General features: G+C 68.0%; 16 protein-coding genes. 12 read left to right on the top strand and 4 right to left on the bottom strand.

Annotated elements, in window-relative coordinates:
• Nucleotides 1-15: 15 nt before the first annotated feature.
• On the top strand, nucleotides 16-1,023 hold the full coding sequence (locus tag FHT19_RS12490) for a VacJ family lipoprotein (protein WP_169475377.1): 1,008 nt from the start codon (nucleotides 16-18) through the stop codon (nucleotides 1,021-1,023).
• Here the strand turns inward: FHT19_RS12490 and FHT19_RS12495 are convergent.
• Both FHT19_RS12495 and FHT19_RS12500 read right to left on the bottom strand, forming a co-directional pair.
• Nucleotides 1,020-4,019 (bottom strand): sensor histidine kinase, encoded by a 3,000-nt coding sequence (locus FHT19_RS12495; protein WP_169475378.1) that lies wholly within the window; start codon nucleotides 4,017-4,019, stop codon nucleotides 1,020-1,022. The two genes, FHT19_RS12490 and FHT19_RS12495, sit on opposite strands and share 4 nt — an antisense overlap.
• A complete protein-coding gene (locus FHT19_RS12500) occupies nucleotides 4,009-4,686 on the bottom strand; it encodes a response regulator transcription factor (protein ID WP_348981785.1) in 678 nt (225 codons plus the stop codon). Before FHT19_RS12500 ends, FHT19_RS12495 begins: the two co-directional genes overlap by 11 nt.
• 141 nt (nucleotides 4,687-4,827) lie before the next feature.
• Between FHT19_RS12500 and FHT19_RS12505 the strand changes: the two genes are divergently transcribed.
• The 9 genes from FHT19_RS12505 to FHT19_RS12545 all read left to right on the top strand — a co-directional run bounded on the left by FHT19_RS12505 (nucleotide 4,828) and on the right by FHT19_RS12545 (nucleotide 12,481).
• A complete protein-coding gene (locus FHT19_RS12505) occupies nucleotides 4,828-5,658 on the top strand; it encodes an alpha/beta hydrolase (protein WP_169475379.1) in 831 nt (276 codons plus the stop codon).
• Between the two features lie 4 nt (nucleotides 5,659-5,662).
• Entirely contained in the window at nucleotides 5,663-6,145 is a 483-nt protein-coding gene (dps, locus tag FHT19_RS12510; protein WP_168557064.1) for a DNA starvation/stationary phase protection protein Dps, read from the top strand.
• Nucleotides 6,146-6,174: 29 nt separating this feature from the next.
• Nucleotides 6,175-6,852, top strand: a complete 678-nt coding sequence (locus tag FHT19_RS12515; RefSeq protein WP_168557065.1) for a hydrolase — start codon at nucleotides 6,175-6,177, stop codon at nucleotides 6,850-6,852.
• A 65-nt stretch (nucleotides 6,853-6,917) separates the two neighbouring features.
• A complete protein-coding gene (locus tag FHT19_RS12520) occupies nucleotides 6,918-7,172 on the top strand; it encodes a XapX domain-containing protein (protein WP_169475380.1) in 255 nt (84 codons plus the stop codon).
• 4 nt (nucleotides 7,173-7,176) lie between these two features.
• A complete protein-coding gene (locus FHT19_RS12525) occupies nucleotides 7,177-9,024 on the top strand; it encodes an amidohydrolase (protein ID WP_169475381.1) in 1,848 nt (615 codons plus the stop codon).
• Nucleotides 9,025-9,038: 14 nt separating this feature from the next.
• Nucleotides 9,039-9,923 carry a glyoxalase gene (locus FHT19_RS12530; RefSeq protein ID WP_169475503.1) on the top strand — a complete coding sequence of 295 codons (885 nt, stop codon included), beginning with the start codon at nucleotides 9,039-9,041 and terminating at the stop codon, nucleotides 9,921-9,923.
• 4 nt (nucleotides 9,924-9,927) lie between these two features.
• A complete protein-coding gene (locus FHT19_RS12535) occupies nucleotides 9,928-10,353 on the top strand; it encodes a DoxX family protein (protein WP_168557068.1) in 426 nt (141 codons plus the stop codon).
• 26 nt (nucleotides 10,354-10,379) lie between these two features.
• Complete coding sequence (locus tag FHT19_RS12540) at nucleotides 10,380-11,774, top strand: alginate export family protein (protein ID WP_169475382.1); 1,395 nt, start codon at nucleotides 10,380-10,382, stop codon at nucleotides 11,772-11,774.
• An 11-nt stretch (nucleotides 11,775-11,785) separates the two neighbouring features.
• A complete protein-coding gene (locus FHT19_RS12545; protein ID WP_168557069.1) occupies nucleotides 11,786-12,481 on the top strand; it encodes a YoaK family protein in 696 nt (231 codons plus the stop codon).
• A 36-nt stretch (nucleotides 12,482-12,517) separates the two neighbouring features.
• On the opposite strand, the gene FHT19_RS12550 is transcribed toward FHT19_RS12545, so the two are convergent.
• Together FHT19_RS12550 and manD are read right to left on the bottom strand one after the other, a co-directional pair.
• On the bottom strand, nucleotides 12,518-13,405 hold the full coding sequence (locus tag FHT19_RS12550; protein WP_248290438.1) for a sugar kinase: 888 nt from the start codon (nucleotides 13,403-13,405) through the stop codon (nucleotides 12,518-12,520).
• A 28-nt stretch (nucleotides 13,406-13,433) separates the two neighbouring features.
• The gene (gene manD, locus FHT19_RS12555; protein ID WP_168557070.1) at nucleotides 13,434-14,642 is read right to left on the bottom strand and encodes a mannonate dehydratase; all 1,209 of its coding nucleotides are present in this window, start codon (nucleotides 14,640-14,642) and stop codon (nucleotides 13,434-13,436) included.
• Nucleotides 14,643-14,919: 277 nt separating this feature from the next.
• Here manD and FHT19_RS12560 point away from each other — a divergent pair, with 277 nt between their 5' ends.
• On the top strand, nucleotides 14,920-17,487 hold the full coding sequence (locus FHT19_RS12560; RefSeq protein ID WP_169475383.1) for a TonB-dependent receptor: 2,568 nt from the start codon (nucleotides 14,920-14,922) through the stop codon (nucleotides 17,485-17,487).
• Nucleotides 17,477-18,439 carry an ABC transporter substrate-binding protein gene (locus tag FHT19_RS12565; RefSeq protein WP_211184907.1) on the top strand — a complete coding sequence of 321 codons (963 nt, stop codon included), beginning with the start codon at nucleotides 17,477-17,479 and terminating at the stop codon, nucleotides 18,437-18,439. The genes FHT19_RS12560 and FHT19_RS12565 overlap by 11 nt, the downstream gene beginning before the upstream one ends.
• Nucleotides 18,440-18,480 lie beyond the last annotated feature (41 nt).

Consider the following 18,480-nt stretch of genomic DNA (forward strand, 5'->3'; position numbering starts at 1 on the left):
AGGCCCAGGTTCATCGTGCATACAGCATTCCCGGCCAACTGGCGGGTTATGGTGACTATGGCGATGGACAAGAGCGGCGGGCGCGCGTCGCGCCGCAGGGCGGCAGCATGGTTGGCCGCTTCGGCCCTGGCTGCCTTGGCGGCGCTGCCAGGCGCCGCCCGCGCCCAGGCGCAGGATCAGACCGCCCCGCAGATCCAGTTGCCCACGCTGCCCGCGCCCGCTGCGCCACCGGCGCCAGCGACCGAGCAGGCCACGGCAGCGCCCGCCCCGGCCGAATCCGCCCCGGCCGAGCCCGCTCCACCGGCCGAAGCAGACGAAGCGCCGGGCATCGTGGTGCAAGGTGACAGCTTTTCCCGGCAAGACCCGGCCCACGCGATCAACCAGAAATCGTTCGAGGCGATCCAGAAGGGGGACAAGCTGGTCGTGGCCCCGGTCGCGCGCGCCTATGAAAAGACCCTGCCGTCGCCGCTGCGCCGGGGGCTGCACAATGCGCTGTACAACTTGCGCGAGCCCAGCAATTTCGTGGCGTTCCTGCTCGAGCACAAGTTCGGCAAGGCCGGGCAGGTGCTGGTGCGCTTCACGGTCAATTCCACCGTGGGCCTGGCCGGCCTGATCGACGTGGCCAAGGCCAAGCCGCTCAAGATTCCCTATCGTCCCAATGGCCTGGCGGACGTGGCCGGGTTCTATGGGATCAAGTCGGGCCCCTACCTGTTTCTGCCGCTGATCGGGCCGACCACCCTGCGCGACCTGATCGGCACCACGATCGACCGCGCGTGGTTCCCGCTCGCCGTGGGCAAGCCGCTCGACACCGTGCCCTATGGCCTGGCCGTGACCGTGATCGGCGGCCTCGATGATCGCACCGCGATCGACGGGCAGCTCAAGAAGTTCCGCGAGGAATCCCCCGATCCCTATAACGCCACGCGCGATTTCTACCTCAAGCGCCGCCAGGCGGAGATCGACGCGCTGCGCCATCCGCACAAGGACGAAGCCGCGCCGCCTGCGCACGAGGGTGACCGGCCCTAGGCCGCATAGGCGAGCCGCGCCGGAACCGCCAGGCGCACCAGGGTACCCAGATGGTGTCCGCTTTCGATCGAGAACGATGCGCCGATGCGCCGGGCCCGCTCGCGCATGCCGATCAGGCCATAGTGTCCCTTGGTCAGCGCATCGGCGCCGTCCGCGTCGGTGGTGAGGGTGGCGATGCCGATGCCATCGTCGCTGACGAACAGCGCCAGCGCCCGCGCACCATAGTCCACGTGCACGTCCACTGCCGTCGCCTGGGCGTGGCGCACGGCATTGCACACCGCTTCGCCCACGATCGCGACGATTTCATCGACGATATCGGGGTGCAGCGGCCGTACCGCGCCTTTCACCGTCAGTGTCAGGGCGGCATCGGTCACCTGGCTGTCGAGCAGGCGCTGCAACTCGCGGCGCAAGTGGCGGTCTTCCAGCCGGCGCAGCCCCTTTACCCGGTCGCGCCCTTCGATCAGCATGGCTTCGGCCCGGTCCAGCGCCGGAACCAGCACGGCCTGCGCGGCCGGATCGTGGGCCAGCCGGTCGGCCACCGATTGAAAGCGCATGAGCAGCCCTTGCACGCCCTGGATCAGCGTGTCGTGCAATTCGCGCGCAATACGTGCGCGCTCCATCTCGCGTTCGGCCATGCGATCGCGGATCAGCCGGCCCAGGTATTGCACCCGGGCCATATAGACGAGGTAGAGCGCGGCCGAGACCGCCAGGATCGCTGCCAGCGGAAACCACCAGGTCTGGTAGAAGCGCCGGGCAATGGCAAAACGCACGCGCTGGCCCACCGGGTTCCACACCCCTTCCTCGTTGGCGGCGATCACTTCGAAGGTATAGTCGCCGGGCCCCAGATCGGTGAACACGGCGCTGCGTTCGGGCGATGGCGCCGTCCAGGCCCCGCTGCTGCTGCCGGCCGACAGGCGCGTGCGGAACAGCACGCGCTGGGGCACGGTAAGGCTGGTGGCGGTGAAATCGATGCGCACGCCGTGGGTGCCTGCCGGCAGGCGCAGCCCCGGCAACGGTGCCCGCGCCGCGCCGCCCGCAACGATCGCGCGCACCAGCACGGCGGGCGGCAGCGGATTGCCGCGCAAGGCGTCGGGCGCGATCGAAACCACGTTGCGGCGGGTGAGGAACCAGATGCGACCATCGCCGCCTTGGGCCACTTGCGCGCCGGCCGCTTTCTGTACGAAGCTGTTGAGCCCGTCGCGGAAATCGAACAGCCGCCAGGGCACGGCCGTGCCGTGCCGGGCCAACGCGGTGGCGAGATCGGCGGCGCGCAGCCGCACGATGCCGATATCGCCAATTCCCCACACATCGCCATTGCTGGCGCGCACCAGCCCGTTGAGCGAAGCGGCCCAGGGATAGCGCGTGGCCGGTAGCGGGTGCATGTTTGCAGCCAGCGGCGCCTCTATGCCGCGTGCGCCGCTGATCAGCGGGCCGCTGGCCGCGTCGCCAGGCAACAGGCCTTCGATCCCGCCGACGCGAGACTGGCTGTCGGGCAGTGCAACGAATGGGGCATCGAACGGCGCCGCGCCTTTTGCCGGTGGCGGCCCGCGAAACACGACGACAGCGCGCCCGTCCGCGCCGATGGCGATATTGGCCGGCAGGCTGCCCGGCGCGGACACGGCATGCCAGGCCCCGCCCGCGCGCCACCACAGCCCCTGGTCCAGCGCGGCGAGCCAAAGGCGCCCGGCGCCATCCTCTCCGCAGGCCAGCGGCGCCAACCCCGGCGGCAAGGCGATCGTTGCGCCGGCGGCGCCCTGCGGCCCCAGCCGCACCATCGCCGACTTGCGCACCAGCCAGGCGCCCCCCACATGCGCCGGGCACAGCGCCGTGGCCGGGCTGGGCAACGCCAGGATCGGCCGCGCCGCCCGGCCCGGCGCGATGGCATAGGCCGCGCGGGCGTCCGCCACATAGACCGTGCCGTCGCTGGCGGCGGCCAGGCGATAGCTGGTGGGGGAATTGGCGGGAATGGCGGTTTCCACCACAACCGGCACGCGGCGCAGCTTGTCCAGCCCCAGTTCCGTGCCGATCCACAGATTGCCCTCGCGATCCTGCAGCAGGGCGTGGGTCTGGTCCGATGTCAGTCCTTGCGTGGCATCGAAGGCAAAGCGGCGTAGCGCGGGGGCGCCACGCCCTGCGTTGTCCAGCCGCAGCACGCCGGTGTTCCAGGTGGTTTCCCACAAGGTGCCGCCGCTATCGAACAGCATGCGCGTGCCGCCCACCGGATCGGGATTGATCGCCAGCGGCGGCCCGGCGCGCCAGCGGCCCCGTTCGGCCGCGATGCGCCGCGTGCCGGCCGCATCGGACAACCACATGGCACCGCCCGGCCCTGGCGCCAGGCTGGCGCGCGGGGTCACGGCGATGCCGGTATCGACAAAGCGTGTCGCGCCCGCCTGCCGTACCAGCACGCGGGTTTCGGTGGCCAGCCATTGCGTGCCATCGGCGGCAAAGGCCGTGCTCCACGCGGGCTCGGCCGGCAGGCCGGCCTCTTTGCCGAATTCCTGCCAGCGCCCGGCAGCATAGCGGGCCAGCGTGCTTTCGCTGCGCCCGCCGCGCACCACCCACATCGCGCCATCGCCTGCCTGGGCCATGTCGGTCACCTGGCGCGAGGGGTGGGGCATGGCCATGTCCACCAGGCGTCCGCTGCGCCAAGCCATCACCCCGCGACCGCGCCCCAGTCCCACCCAAACCGTGCCGTCGTGCGTGGCCGCCAGTTGCGATACCACCAGCCGCGCCGCGTCCTTGCCCGGCGGTTGCACGGGCTCGAACGTCAGCCCGTCAAAGCGGAACAGCCCTTCCACGCTGCCGATCCACAGGAAGCCGTCGCTCGATTGCGTCAGTGCGTTGATCCGCCCCGGCGCCCCTTCTTCCAGCGTCCAGTGTTCGTGCTTGTAGCCGGCCAGCGCGGGTTCCGGGCGCTGCGCGGCCAGCGGTGTTGCCGCCAGGGCAAGCAGGCCGGCCGCCAGCCCGCCCGCCTTGCGCCAGCGGCTAAAGTTCAATGATGCCCCGCCGTGCCGCCTTGGTCACCGCGTGGGTCCGATCGTTGACGTGCAGCTTGCCAAAGATGTTCTTGATGCCCGATTTCACCGTTTCTTCGGCCAGGTTGAGCGCCCAGGCGATCTGCTTGTTGGCATGGCCAGAGGCAATCAGTTGCAGGATTTGCGTTTCGCGCGGGGTCAGTGGCTCGTCGATTGCGTGCAGGGCGATTTCCTGCGCCACGTCGGGCGCCAGGTGGCGTTGGCCTTCATAAACGGTGCGGATCGCGCCCAGCAATTCGCGGCGCAGGCTGCTTTTGAGCAGGAACCCGGCGGCCCCCGCGCGCAGCGCCTGAAGCGCCTGGGCATCGCCGGAATAAGTGGTCAGCACCAGGATGCGCGCCTGGGGATGGCGCGCGCGGATCGCCTCTATCGCCGGCAGGCCGCCCATGCCGGGCATGCGCAAGTCCATCAGCACCACGCCGGGGCGCAGCGCATCATAGAGTGCAACGGCCTCTTCCCCGGTGGAAGCCTCGCCCACGACGGCCATGTCTGGCTGCATCGCGATCACCGCCGACACTCCTTCGCGCAGCATCGGGTGATCGTCGGCAATCAGAATGCCTATCGTGGTATCGTCGCGCGCGGGCATGGCGCCAGCCGATACCATGGGCTCGGGCACAAGGGTAGTCACCCGAAATGGGGGGATGGTTGCCCCCCATGCAGGGGCTGGCAGCGGTGGAGCCCGCGCGCACACTGCCGGGCGAACGAAACGCTGGCCGTGCGCCGTGGGCAAGGTTGCCCATGGCGCCGCCGGAAGGGGAGCCTTCACGTCATGCCCACGATCACCACCGCCGATGGCACGGAAATCTTCTACAAGGACTGGGGCAGCAAGACCGCGCAGCCCGTGGTGTTCCACCATGGATGGCCGCTGAGCGCCGACGACTGGGACGCGCAGATGATGTTCTTCCTGGGCGAAGGCTATCGCGTGATCGCGCACGACCGGCGCGGCCATGGCCGTTCCACCCAGACGGCCGAAGGCAACGAGATGGACACCTACGCGGCCGACGTGGCGGCGCTGGCCGATCATCTTGACCTGAAGAACGCCATCCACGTGGGCCATTCCACCGGAGGGGGCGAAGTGGCGCACTATGTGGCGCTGGCCAAGCCCGGCCGCGTGGCCAAGGCCGTGCTGATCGGCGCGGTTCCGCCGATCATGGTGCAGACCCCGGCCAATCCCGGGGGCTTGCCGATCGAAGTGTTCGACGGGTTCCGTGCCGCGCTGCTGGCCAACCGCGCGCAGTTCTTCCGCGATGTGCCCGCAGGCCCCTTCTTCGGCTTCAACCGCCCCGATGCCAATGTCTCGCAAGGGTTGATCGACAACTGGTGGCGCCAGGGCATGATGGGCGGCGCCAAGGCGCACTACGATTGCATCAAGGCCTTTTCGGAAACCGATTTCACCGACGACCTCAAGGCCATCGATGTGCCGGTGCTGATCCTGCACGGCGAGGACGACCAGATCGTGCCGATCGCCGATTCCGCCCACCTCGCGATCAAGCTGGTCAAGCACGGCACGCTCAAGACCTATCCCGGCCTGCCCCACGGCATGGCCTCCACCCACCCTGACGTCATCAACGCCGACTTGCTCGCGTTCTTCAAGGCTTGATCCGATGACCTACGAAACCAGCATCGATCTTTCGGCCCACGTGCGCAAGGCGTCGGTCGCACTGCTCCAGGCGCGCCTGTCCGACGCGCTCGATCTTGAGGCTCAGGCAAAGCAGGCGCACTGGAACGTGCGCGGCCGCCATTTCCTGCAGCTGCACGGCCTGTTCGACGCCGTGCATGGGCAGATCGAGGACTTCGTCGATCTCCTGGCGGAGCGTATCACCACGCTGGGCCATGTGGCAGATGGGCGGGTGCAGACCACGGCGGGCGCCACCACGCTTTATGAATACCCGCTCGCTGCCCATGGCGGCGACGCGCATATCCGCGCGCTGGCCGCCAGCCTGGCGCTGTTCGCCAAGGCCGTGCGCGCTGCGATCGACGCAGCGGCAGCCGAGGGCGACGCCACCACGGCCGACCTCTTCACCCAGATCTCGCGCGAGAGCGACAAGCAGCTCTGGCTGCTCGAAGCCCACCTGCTGGCGGATTGAGCGTTTTCATTCTTCAAAGGACCGATCCCATGACCTTTCACGCCAAGTCGTTGATCAACCCTGACGACACCGTGTTCCTGTTCGTCGACCACCAGCCGCAGATGTCGTTCGGCGTCACCAGCATCGACCGCCAGTTGCTCAAGAACAACACCGTGGCCCTGGCCAAGGCGGCCAAGCTGTTCGGCGCGCCGATCATCCTGACGGCGGTGGAGACCAAGTCGTTCTCCGGCTATATCTGGCCCGAACTGCTCGACGTGGTGCAGCAGACGCCGATCGAGCGCACCTCGATGAATTCCTGGGACAGCGCGGAACTGGTTGCCGCAGTGAAGGCCACCGGCCGCAAGAAGCTGGTGATCGCCGCGCTGTGGACCGAGGCCTGCCTGCTGTTCCCCACGCTCAGCGCGATCGAGGAAGGGTTCGAGGTCTACATCATCACTGACGCTTCGGGCGGCACCTCGCCCGAAGCGCACGACGTGGCCATCCGCCGCATGGAGCAGGCCGGCGCGCAGTCGCTCACCACGGTCAACGCGGTGCTGGAACTGCAGCGCGACTGGGCGCGGCGCGATACCTATGACGGGGTCATGGCGATCACCCGCGAGCATTTCGGCGCCTATGGCATGGGCGTGGACTACGCCTACACCATGCTCCACGGCGCCCCCCAGCGCGGCCAGTTCGCCCACGAAGTGGTTGGCGGCGCCGAGCACTGATTATCCCCCCGGCGGCCCGTCCTCTCCCTCTATCGAGGCGGGCCGTTTCCCCAAGGAAACCCCCCATGAAGGCTTATCTTGCATCGCTGGCGGCAGGCCTGCTCGTGGGCATCGTCTATTCGCTGATGGGCGTGCGTTCACCCGCGCCGCCGGTGATCGCGCTGGTCGGCCTGCTCGGCATCCTGGTGGGCGAACAGGTCGTGCCGCTGGTGCGCCATGCCGCTGCCGGGCACTCGCTGGTCGCCTTCGTGCGCACCGATTGCCGCAGCCACATCTTTGGCCGCCTGCCCGATGGCACGGCGCCGGAAAAGGACGCCTGACATCATGGCCGACACGCTGATCGTCAACGCCAAGATCACCACGCTCGACCGCGCCAACCCACAAGCGCAGGCGGTGGCGATCCGCGATGGCCGCTTCCTCGCGGTGGGCAGCGAGGGCGAAGTGCGCGCCGCCGCCAGCCCCGATGCCAAGGTCATCGACGCGGGCGGACGCCGCCTGATCCCCGGCCTGATCGACAGCCACATGCACATCATCCGTGGCGGGTTGAATTACAACATGGAGCTGCGCTGGGACGGCGTGCCCACGCTGGCCGATGCCATGGCGATGTTGAAAGCCCAGGTGGACCGCACCCCCGCGCCGCAATGGGTGCGCGTGGTAGGCGGCTTTACCGAGCACCAGTTTGCCGAAAAGCGCCTGCCGACGCTGGCCGAACTCAACGCCGTGGCGCCCGATACACCGGTGTTCATCCTCCACCTCTACGATCGCGCGCTGCTCAACGCGGCGGCGCTGCGCGTAGTGGGCTATACCAAGGACACGCCCAACCCGCCGGGCGGGGAAATCGTGCGCGACGCGGCCGGCAATCCCACCGGGCTGCTGCTGGCGCAGCCCAACGCCACGATCCTCTATTCCACGCTGGCCAAGGGGCCCAAGCTGCCGGAAGACTACCAGGTCAATTCCACGCGCCATTTCATGCGCGAGGTCAACAGCCTGGGCGTGACCGGGGTGATCGACGCAGGCGGGGGTTTCCAGAACTATCCCGATGACTATGCCATCATCGAAAAGCTCCACGCCGATGGCCAGCTCACCGTGCGGATCAGCTACAACCTGTTCACGCAAAAGCCCAAGGAAGAGCTGGCCGATTTTGCCGGTTGGGTGAAGCAGGTTTCGCCCGGCCAAGGCGACGATACCTATCGCCACAACGGCGCGGGCGAGATGCTGGTCTATTCCGCCGCCGATTTCGAGGATTTCCGCGTCGAGCGGCCCGACATGCCGCCGAGCATGGAAGGCGATCTGGAGCCGGTGATCCGCCTCTTGGCCGAGCATCGCTGGCCCTGGCGCCTGCACGCGACTTATGACCAGACGATCGGCCGCGCGCTCGATGTCTATGAAAAGGTCAACCGCGACATTCCGCTCACCGGCATCAACTGGTTCTTCGACCATGCCGAAACGATCAGCGACCGCAATATCGACCGGATCGCCGCGCTGGGCGGCGGCATCGCTGTGCAGCACCGCATGGCGTACCAGGGCGAATACTTCGTGGAGCGCTATGGCCACCGCGCGGCGGAGCGCACGCCGCCGATTGCGCGGATGATCGCGGCGGGCATTCCGGTGGGCGCGGGCACCGATGCCACGCGGGTGGCGAGCTACAACCCCTGGGTGTCGCTCTCGTGGCTGGTCACCGGCCGCACGGTGGGTGGCATGGCGCTCTATCCCGGCGCCAACCGCGTTTCCCGCGAAAAGGCGCTGGCGATGTGGACCCACGAGAACACCTGGTTTTCCAACGAAGTGGGCAAGAAGGGCCAGATCGTGGCCGGGCAACTGGCCGATTGCGCGTTGCTGAGCGCCGATTTCTTTGCCGTGCCCGAGCATGACATTGCCCATATCCGCAGCGTGTTGACCCTGCTGGGCGGGCAAGTGGTGCACGGCGAGGGGGACTTTGCGCCGCTCGCGCCGCAACTGCCCCCGGCCATGCCCGATTGGTCCCCGGTCAACACCTTCGGCGGCTATCACCAGACCAGCGAAGCCCGCGCGATGCTCGCGAGTGCCTGCGGCTGCGCCAGCGCCTGCGGCGTCCATGGCCACGATCACCCGGCAGCCTTGGGCCAGGCCGCCCCGGTGGCCGATGTCCAGACGTTCTGGGGCGCGCTGGGCTGCGGCTGCTGGGCGGTTTGACAGGAGAATTCATGATGAAGCTGCGTGTTTCCCTCGCCCTTGCGGCCCTGCTGGCCTCAGCGCCGCTGGCGGCAAAGCCCGTTGCCACGCCCGATTTTTCGGTCGGTGCGCAATACGATACCACCCACGTCTATGTGCCGCAGGAGCAGTTCGACGCCTTCGTCACCGCGTTCCAGGCGACGTTTGGCGGCACCACCAGCAAGCAGGGCGAATTCCAGGTGACGCCCACGCCCAGCCTGACCAAGTCGCAACTCGTGCTCACCCCCGCCGGCACGGTTTCGGTGTTCGGGTTCAAGACGCCGGTGCCCTATCCGTTCGGTGCGGAGCGGACCGGCTATCTGGTGAGCGACATGGACGCGGCGGTGAACGCGGCGCGCGCCGCCGGGGCCACGCGCCTGATCGAAACCTTCCCCGATCCCATCGGCCGCGATGTGGTGGTGCAATGGCCGGGTGGGGTGAACATGCAGCTCTATTGGCACACCGCCACGCCGCATTATGCCCCGCTCTCCATGGTGCCGGAAAACCGCGTTTACCTGACGGCAGACGCGGCTGACACCTTTATCCTGGCGTGGACGCGCTTTGCCCATGGCCGCGTGGTGTCGGACGACAAGACCGCGCCGGGCGGTGAAGTGGGGCAGGCCGCCCCGATCCGCCGGGTGATGATCGACAGCGGCTATGGCAAGCTGACCGTACTCGTCTCCAACGGGCAACTGCCCTGGCCCTGGGGCCGGGACATGACCGGCTATGCCGTGCCGGACCTTTCCGCCACCCTGGCCAAGGCCACGGCAGCGGGCGTCGAAACGCTGGTGCCCCCGCGCGAAGTGGGCGGGCGCATGGCCGCGCTGGTGCGCTTCCCCGGCGGCTATATCGCCGAAATCCACCAGAACGCGCTGCGATAAGGCGGTGGTGCGCGAACCTCGCTTTGTCGACGCGGTGCTGGATTGGCCGCCCACGTGGTTTGTCGCCCGCCTCTTGCTGGTGGGCGCCTATCTGGTGGGAGGCCTTGCCAAGCTGGCCGATTGGCCGGGCGCCGTGGCCGAGCAGGCGCATTTCGGGATGCACCCGCCCGCGCTGTGGGCAGGCATCACGATTGCGGTGGAACTGCTCGGCCCGGCGCTGATCCTGGCGGGGCGGTTGGTGTGGCTGGGCGCCGGGATGCTGGGCGTGTTCACCGTGCTGGCCGCGTGCACGGCCAATGCGTTCTGGACCATGCAAGGCGCCGAACGCTTTGCCGCGACCAACGCCTTTTTCGAGCATCTGGGCCTTGCCGGCGGCTTTGTGCTGGCGGCGCTGGTGGCCGAACATGCGCGGCGCGAAGGCCGCATGTGAGGCGCTGTTGGCCCGCGCTCTGGGCCATGCTGGCGGCGGTTCCGGCGCAGGCCCAATCGCCAGCGGACCAATCGTCCGATCAGGACGTGCTGCCGCGCAGCGTGATCGAGGCCTGGCGCCCCCCCACCCTGACGATCACCCGCTATACCGAGGATTGGTCTGCCCTGGCCGATCCGGCCAAGCGCACCGGGCGTTGGACGGCGCCGTTCAAATATATCCCGCTGGGCGAGGCGGACCGCTGGTTGTCCACCGGACTGGAATTGCGCACGCGGGTAGAATCCGGCCAGGGGCAGACCGCCAGTTATTGGCGCGCGATGCCCCATGCCGATTTGCATTGGGGCCGGTTCCGCGCGTTCGTGCAGGGGTTGGCGAACACGGCGAGCGGCGTTGCCGGCGGGCCGGGGCCGGTCGATCGCACCGGCATCGATCTGCTGCAAGCCTTCGTCGATTACACCGTGCCGCTGGGCACGCAGGCCAGCTTGCGGCTGGAAGGCGGCCGGCAACTGGTCAGCCTGGGCAGCGAGCGCCTGGTCGGCACGCGCTATGGCCCCAATACGCCGCAACCCTTCGATGGCACCCGCGCGCTGCTCGATCTGGGGCCATACACCGCCAGCGTGTTTTACCTGGTGCCCGTGGTCGCCGGGCCGCGCAGCCTGGACGATCGGCGCTCCCGCCAAAAGGCGCTGTGGGGGCTCTATGCCACGCGTTGGCTGGGGGCAGGGCACAAGGCGCGGATCGATGCTTATGCCATGGCCTATCACGATCGCGCCGCATCGCTGCAACAAGCCGGGCTGGCCGGCGGCACTGGTGAGGAGCGGCGCACCACGCTGGGCCTGCGCGCGGCTGGGCAGGCCGGGCGGCTCTATTGGGATGGCGAGGCGATGGTGCAGCGTGGGCGGCTGGCCGGCACGCCGATCCGCGCCTGGTCGGTGGCGTTGCGCGCCGGGCGCCGCTTTCCCGCCTTGCCGATGCAGCCCGATCTTTCGGTTCATGCCGATCTGGCCAGTGGCGACAAGGCGCCCGGCGATGGCCGGGTGCAGGGGTTCAACCCGCTGTTTCCCAAGGGCAAGTATTTCGGTGAACTGTCTCCCTTCGGCCCGCGCAACCTGATCGACGTGCACCCCGCGCTGGTGCTTTCGCCGATGGCCGGGGTGAAGCTGGGGCTTTCGGCCATGGCCTATTGGCGGCACAGCCGGGGCGATGGGGTTTACGATGTGCCCGGCCGCCAGTTGCACGCCGCAGGCGCCGGGCAGGGCCGCTTTCTGGGCAAGCAAGTTGAAGCGGTGCTATCCTGGCAGACCACGCCCGAACTCACGTTGACCACGTCGGCCAGCCATTTCGTGCCGGGCGCGTTCCTGGTGCAGGCCGGCGCCGCGCGGCCGATCGATCTTTTCGCGGGTGAAGCCGTGTTCCGGTTTTGAAGGAGAGTGCCATGGAAGACCCGCCCGTTGTCGTGCGTCCCGCGTCGCCGCTGCCGCGCTTGCTGTTGCTGCTCTCTGCCACCACCGGCCTGGTCGATGCGGTCAGCGTGCTGGGGCTGGGCAAGGTGTTCACCGCCAACATGACCGGCAACGTGGTGTTCCTGGCCTTTGCCCTCGCGCGGGCACCCGGCTTCACGCCCTTGCCTTATGTGGTGGCGCTGGCGCTGTTCATGGCTGGCGCGCTGGTGGCGGGGCGGCTGTGGCGCCACGCCGCCAGCCATCCCCTGCGCTATTGGCTGGTGCGCGCCGCCTTGCTCGAAGCCGTGCTGTTCCTGGTCGCGGCCGGGGTCGCGCTGGTGCCTGGCGTCGATCGCCCGCATCCGGCCTGGGCGGTGTTTGCCATGATCGCGCTGACGGCCGGGGCCATGGGCTTTCGCAACGCCACGGTGCGCCAGCTCAAGGTGCCGGATCTGACGACCACGGTCCTCACGCTTACCATCACCGGCATCGCGGCCGATGCCGGGGCGCCCAACTTGCGCACCCGCCTGGGCGCGATCGCCGCGATCTTTGCCGGTGCGGTGGCCGGGGCGCTGCTGGTGCTGCATGCGGGCCTGGCGCTGCCCTTGGCGCTCACCGCCGTGCTGGTGCTGGGCGGCACGCTCGCTTGCGTCCGCCACCCGCTGATGGCGCTGCCGCATCGGCCATAAGCCTGTCCCAAAGCGGTCAGTCCAATTGCACGGTGTCTAGTCGCGCGCGGGGATGGCGCCTGGGCGCATGATCGTCCACCCGGCACAGGCATGGCCGGCCAGTGCCGCTGCCGTATCGTCCGATCCGCGCAGCACGGCGCCCAGGAACCCGGCGTTGAACGCGTCGCCCGCGCCGCTGGTGTCGATCGGTTGCAGGCGCGCGGGCGGCGCGATCATCTCGCCGCCGGGCAGGCGGGCACCGTCCGCGCCCGATTTGACCACCGTGCGCGCGCAGCCCTGCGCTTGCCAGCGCGCGGCCACGACGGCCGCGTCGGTCTCGCCGGTCAGCGCGGTTTCGTCTTCCAGGGTGGGCAGGCCGATGCTCGCCGCCGCCACGGCGCGGGCGTGCCAGGCGCGCGCGGCTGCTTCGCTTTCCCACAGGCGCGGGCGATAGTTGCTATCGAACGCCACTTCCCCGCCATTGGCGCGCACGCGCGCGGCCAGGGCGAGCAAGGCGCTGCGCTCCTCGTCGGGCAGGATGGCAAGCGAGATCAACGAGAAATAGAGCAGCGCGGCCGGCGTGGCGCGGTCCATGGCACTCGCCGTTTCGGGCAGGGCAAACATCGCGCGCGCGGCGCTCGCCTCGCGCCAATAGGTAAAGCTGCGCTCACCCTGCGCATCGGTGGAAATGGCATAGAGCCCGGCGCCCCGCGTGGGGTGCGTCAGGATCAGGCTATCGTCCACCCCTTCGTCCCGCCAGGCCGCGCGCAGCTTGGCGCTGAACGGATCGCGGCCCAGCGCGGTGAAATAGGCCACGTCATGCCCGGCGCGCGCCAGGTGGATCGCGGTGTTGAGCGTGTCGCCGCCATGGCCAAGGCGGAAAGTCTCTCCCGCCCCGGACAATTCCAGCATGCCTTCGCCCAGGCAGACGATCCGCCCGGTCATTCGATCCCCCCGGTCGTTCGACCCATGATCACCAGTTCCACATCGTGCCGTCTTCAAGACGGGCCACCGGCAGGTAGGCCGGCTTGTAGGGGTATTTCTTGGCCAGTTCCTCGTCGATGTCCACCCCGTGGCCGGGGGTATCGCCCACAAACAGCTCACCCTTTTCGAAATGGTAGTCATGCGGGAAAACCGCATCCGTTTCAGCGGTGTGGCGCATGTATTCCTGGATGCCGAAATTGGGCACCCAGGTATCGAAATGCAGCGCGCAGCCCATGGTCACCGGAGAAAGATCGGTTGCGCCATGGCAACCGGTGCGCACCTGGTAAAGGCTGGCCAGATCGGCAATGCGGCGCAAGTGGGTCAGGCCACCCGCGCCCACCACGGTGGCGCGGATATAGTCGATCAACTGGTTCTGGATCAGGTCCTTGGCGTCCCAGATCGTGTTGAAGATCTCGCCCACGGCCAGGGGCGTGGTGGTGTGCTGGCGCACCAACTTGAAGGCTTCCTGGTTTTCCGCAGGCGTGCAGTCTTCCAGCCAGAACAGCTGGTAGGGTTCCAGCATCTTGCCCAGGTTGGCCGCTTCCTGCGGGGTGTAGCGGTGGTGCCCGTCGTGCAGCAGGTGATGGTCGAAACCATAGGTCTTGCGCAGTTCTTCAAACAGCTTGGGCACGTGGTTGAGCGCCTTGCGCGTGTCCCACCCGGTGACCGAGGGCAGCGCGGCATCGGCCGGCTCGTAATAGAGCTTGCCCCGGCCCACGCCATAGGCGTCCTTGATGCCGGGCACGCCGGTCTGGGCGCGGATCGCCTTGTAGCCCATGTCGATATAGTGGCCCACCGCTTCCACGGTTTCGGCAATGTCAGAGCCGTTGGCATGGCCATAGACCATCACGCCGTCGCGGCTGCGCCCGCCGAGCAGCTGGTACAGCGGCATGCCCGCCATCTTGGCCTTGATGTCCCACAAAGCCATGTCCACCGCGGCGATCGCGCGCATCGTCACCGGGCCGCGCCGCCAATAGGCACCGCGATAGAGATATTGCCAGATGTCCTCGATCCGGCGCGGGTCCATGCCGATCAGGCACGGCGCCACGTGATCCTGCAGATAGGAAACCACTGCCAGCTCGCGCCCATTGAGCGTGCCATCGCCGATGCCATAGACGCCCTGGTCGGTTTCGATCTTGAGCGTGACGAAATTGCGGCCGGGGCAGGTGACGATGACCCGTGCGGCAGTGATCTTCATGAAATGGTCCTCGCGTGTCGGCTGACGGATGGTGGCAGGCGAATGTGGTCTTGCCGAATTGGCCGACCGATATCGGCCTGTCAAGTTTTACGAGATTGGTAATGCCAGTTTGTGCCGATCAGGCCGCATATTGGCAATGCTCATGGGTGGCGACCGTGAAATCATTGGCAAGGTGCGGTCGCGCTCCGTAACTCGCGGCGGTATTTTCAACCAAAGCGGTAGAGTTTAGACAATGACCAATGGGGGTTTTCGCGCGGGCCTGTTGCGGGGCGGGGCCGTGTTCGCTGTACTCGGGGTGGCCCAGGTGGGCGCGGCCCATGCGCAAGGCGCGGGCGCCGTGGCATCGGCGCCGGCGGCCGAAGGCGTTGACGAAAGCGGCGCAGGGGCGATCATCGTCACCGGCCTGCGTGGCGGGCCGCAGCGCACGGTGGCGGAAAGCCCGGCACCGATCGACGTTGTCGGGGCCGACAAGCTCAAGACCACCGGCGCTGCCGAATTCGGCGAAGCGCTCACGCGCGTGTTGCCCTCGATGAATTTCGCCAGCACGCATGCCGGCATCTTTTCCGTGGTCCGCCCGGTCAGCAATCGTGGCCTGAGCCCGGCCTATACCCTGGTGCTGGTCAACGGCAAGCGCCGCCACAACAGCGCGTTCATGACCAATACCACCCAGGATACCAGCGGCGTCAACGCGGTGGACCTGGACATGATCCCGACCAGCGCGATCGGCCGGATCGAAGTGCTCAAGGATTCCGCTGCCGCGCAATATGGCACCGATGCCATCGCCGGGGTGGTCAACATCCAGCTCGACAGGCGCACCGGCTTTGATGCGACGGCGCAACTGGGCCGGCAATACATCGGCAACGGCGATCGCCAGAGCTGGCGCGTGCAGGGCGGCTATGGCGTGAAGCTGGGCGAAGGCGGGTTCCTGCGCCTGTCGGCCGAATATCGCGAGCGTGGCGGCAACTGGTGGAACCTGCCGGCCACCGACACCAATCTCTACTCGATCCCGTCCAACCGCACCGTGGCCCAGGTGGCTGCCACCAGCGGCCTGTCGGAAGCGCAAGTGCAGGCCAACATCACCGCGGCCAATGCCCGCAACGCGCAGTGGAACCGCGATGGCGCGCACAACGGCGATCCGCAGGTCAAGGCGTGGAATGCGGGCTGGAACGGGGAATTGCCGATCGGCACCGATTGGACGTTCTATTCCTTCGGCACGTTCGGCCATCGTGACGTGCAGATCGGCAACAATTTCCGCCGCCCCAACGGCACGGCCGATTTCACCGCGCTGTTCCCCAACGGCTATTACCCGGTCAACAACATCGCCGAAAACGATGTGCAGGTTACGGGCGGGTTCAAGGGCACGCTGGACGAATGGCATATCGATGCGTCCAGCAGCTTTGGCCGGAACCGCAGCCGGCAATATTCCAAGCTCTCGATCCGCCCTGCGCTCGGCCCCACCGGACCGACTTCGTGGGACAGCCTGGCCAATTTCCGCTTCACCGAATGGACTCACAACCTCGACGTGACGCGCGAGGTGGACCTGGGCCTGGCCAAGCCGCTCCAGCTTTCGTTCGGTGCGGAATACCGGCTCGATCGCTTCCAGACCTTTGCCGGGCAGGAACTGGCGTGGAAGACGGCCAGCTATATCATCAAGCCGGGCGACCAGCAGTATGACTGGAACGTGGGCCTGGCCGCCTCGCCGGTGGTGCAGGGCGCGATCGTGCTTTCCCCGGCCGACGAGGCCGATGCCAAGCGCCGCGTCTATGCCGGCTATGTCGATCTGGCGTTCTATCCGGTGCAGGATGTCTATGTGGGCCTGGCGGTGCGCGCCGAGCACTATAGCGACGGGTCGGGCAGCCCGGTGGGCGTCAAGTTCAATTCGCGCTGGGATGTCAGCCCGGTCTTTGCCCTGCGCGGCACGGTCGGCACCGGGTTTCGCGCGCCTTCGCTCACCCAATCGGCCTATGCCCAGACCGATGGCCGCACCGCGCTGGTGCTCAACCCCGCCACTGGCCTGACCGAAGCCGTGCCGACCGTGGCCAAGCTGGTCACGCCGGATTCGAAGCTGGGCGGGCTGCTCGGGGCCAAGCATCTCAAGGCCGAGCGCAGCTGGAACGCCGGGCTGGGCTTCGTGGTCAACCCCGGCCATGGCTTCAACCTCACGGTCGATGGCTATTACATCAAGATCAAGGACCGGATCGAGCGCACCGGGCGGCTCTATGGCAGCGGCATCACCGCGATCCTCAATGCCAACGGCCTTTCCGGCGTGGAGCAGGTGGAATACTTCTTCAACGCGGCCGACACCTCGACCTGGGGGCTCGATGCGGTGGCGCAGTGGCACCATGGCCTGGGCACCTGGGGTGATGTGGATCTGAGCGCCGCGTTCAACTACAACAAGACGCATATCGATCGCCTGCCCACCGTCCCCTCGCAACTGTTCGGGGCAGGCGGGGCATCGCTGCTGGGCGCCGGTTCCGCCTTTTTCGGCGGGGACAAGCAGGGCGAACTGACCGTGATCAACCCCACCACCAAACTGGTGCTCAACGGCAGCTGGACGCGGGGCCGCCTGGGCCTTGCGGCCACGGTCAGCCGCTATGGCAGCTATGTGCAGCGCACCGCCGCCGGCGACGATCGCCGCTTTGCCGACAAGTGGATTACCGATGCCAGCGTCAGCTATCGCCTGACCAGCTTTGCCACGGCGCAGGTCGGTGCCACCAACCTGTTCAACGTGCGCCCCGAAACCAATGGTCCGGGCAGCCCGCAGACGGGCCAGGGCTATTACGGGCCTTCTCCGTTCAACCCCGATGGCGGCCACTATTATGGGCGAATTTCCGTTGCGTTCTGATCGGCGCGGGTTCCTTGCCGGCGCGGCGGCCAGCCTGGCCGTGGTGCCGGCGCTGGCCGCCTGCGGACACCGGCAGGCCGGCACCGCCCTGGTGCTGGGCGATCAGGTCCATCTGCTCCAGGCCAAGCTGGAAGCGGCGGGCGCGCTTGATGGCGTGCCCTACCGCTACACCTGGGCCAGCTTCCCCGGCGCGGCGCCCTTGCTCGAAGCGCTCAACGCCGGCGCGGTCGATACCGCCATCGCCGGAGACCTGCCGGTCGTGCTGGCCGCGGCGGCCGGCTGCCGGCTCAAGATCGTGGCGGTCAGCCAGTCCGCGCCCGAAAGCATGGGCATCATCGTGCCGCGCGGTTCGGCGATCAAGGACGTGGCCGATCTTGCCGGGCGGCAGGTCATCGTGTCGAGCGCCCGGGGCAGCATTTCGCATTACCTGCTGCTCGAAGCGCTGCGCGAGGCGGACGTGCCGGTCGAGCGGGTGAAGATCGGCTTTATGCTGCCGACCGAGGCCAGCGCGGCCTTTGCCAGCGGGCAGATTGCCGCCTGGGCCACGTTCGGCCTGTTCCAGGCGCGGGCCGAGGCGGCCGGCGCGCGCGTGCTGCGCGACGGGCGCGGCATCGGGCCGGGCTATACCCTGATCACGGCGACGGAGGCTGCCCTGGCCGATCCGGCAAAGCGCGGTGCGATCGGCGACGTGCTGGCCCGCCTGCGCCGCGCCAATGCCTGGGCGCGCGCGCATGCAGAGGACTATGCCCATGTCTATGCCCGGCAGACCGGCGTGGACCTGGCGCTGGCCCGCACGCTGGTGGCGCGCGAGCGGCCCGGCCTTGCCCCGCCCGACGATGCTTTCCTCAGCGCGGTGCAGCGCGCGGCCGATCGCTTTGCCGAATACGGCATGCTGCCCCGCCGCGTCCACCTGCCCGACTATTGCGATTTCACCTTGCTGCCGCCGGCGTGAGGCTTGAGCGGGTTCAATCGCCCTATCAGCAATGCTCGTTA

It is taken from the genome of Novosphingobium sp. SG919, assembly GCF_012932495.1.
GTDB classification, from domain to species: Bacteria; Pseudomonadota; Alphaproteobacteria; order Sphingomonadales; family Sphingomonadaceae; genus Novosphingobium; species Novosphingobium rhizosphaerae.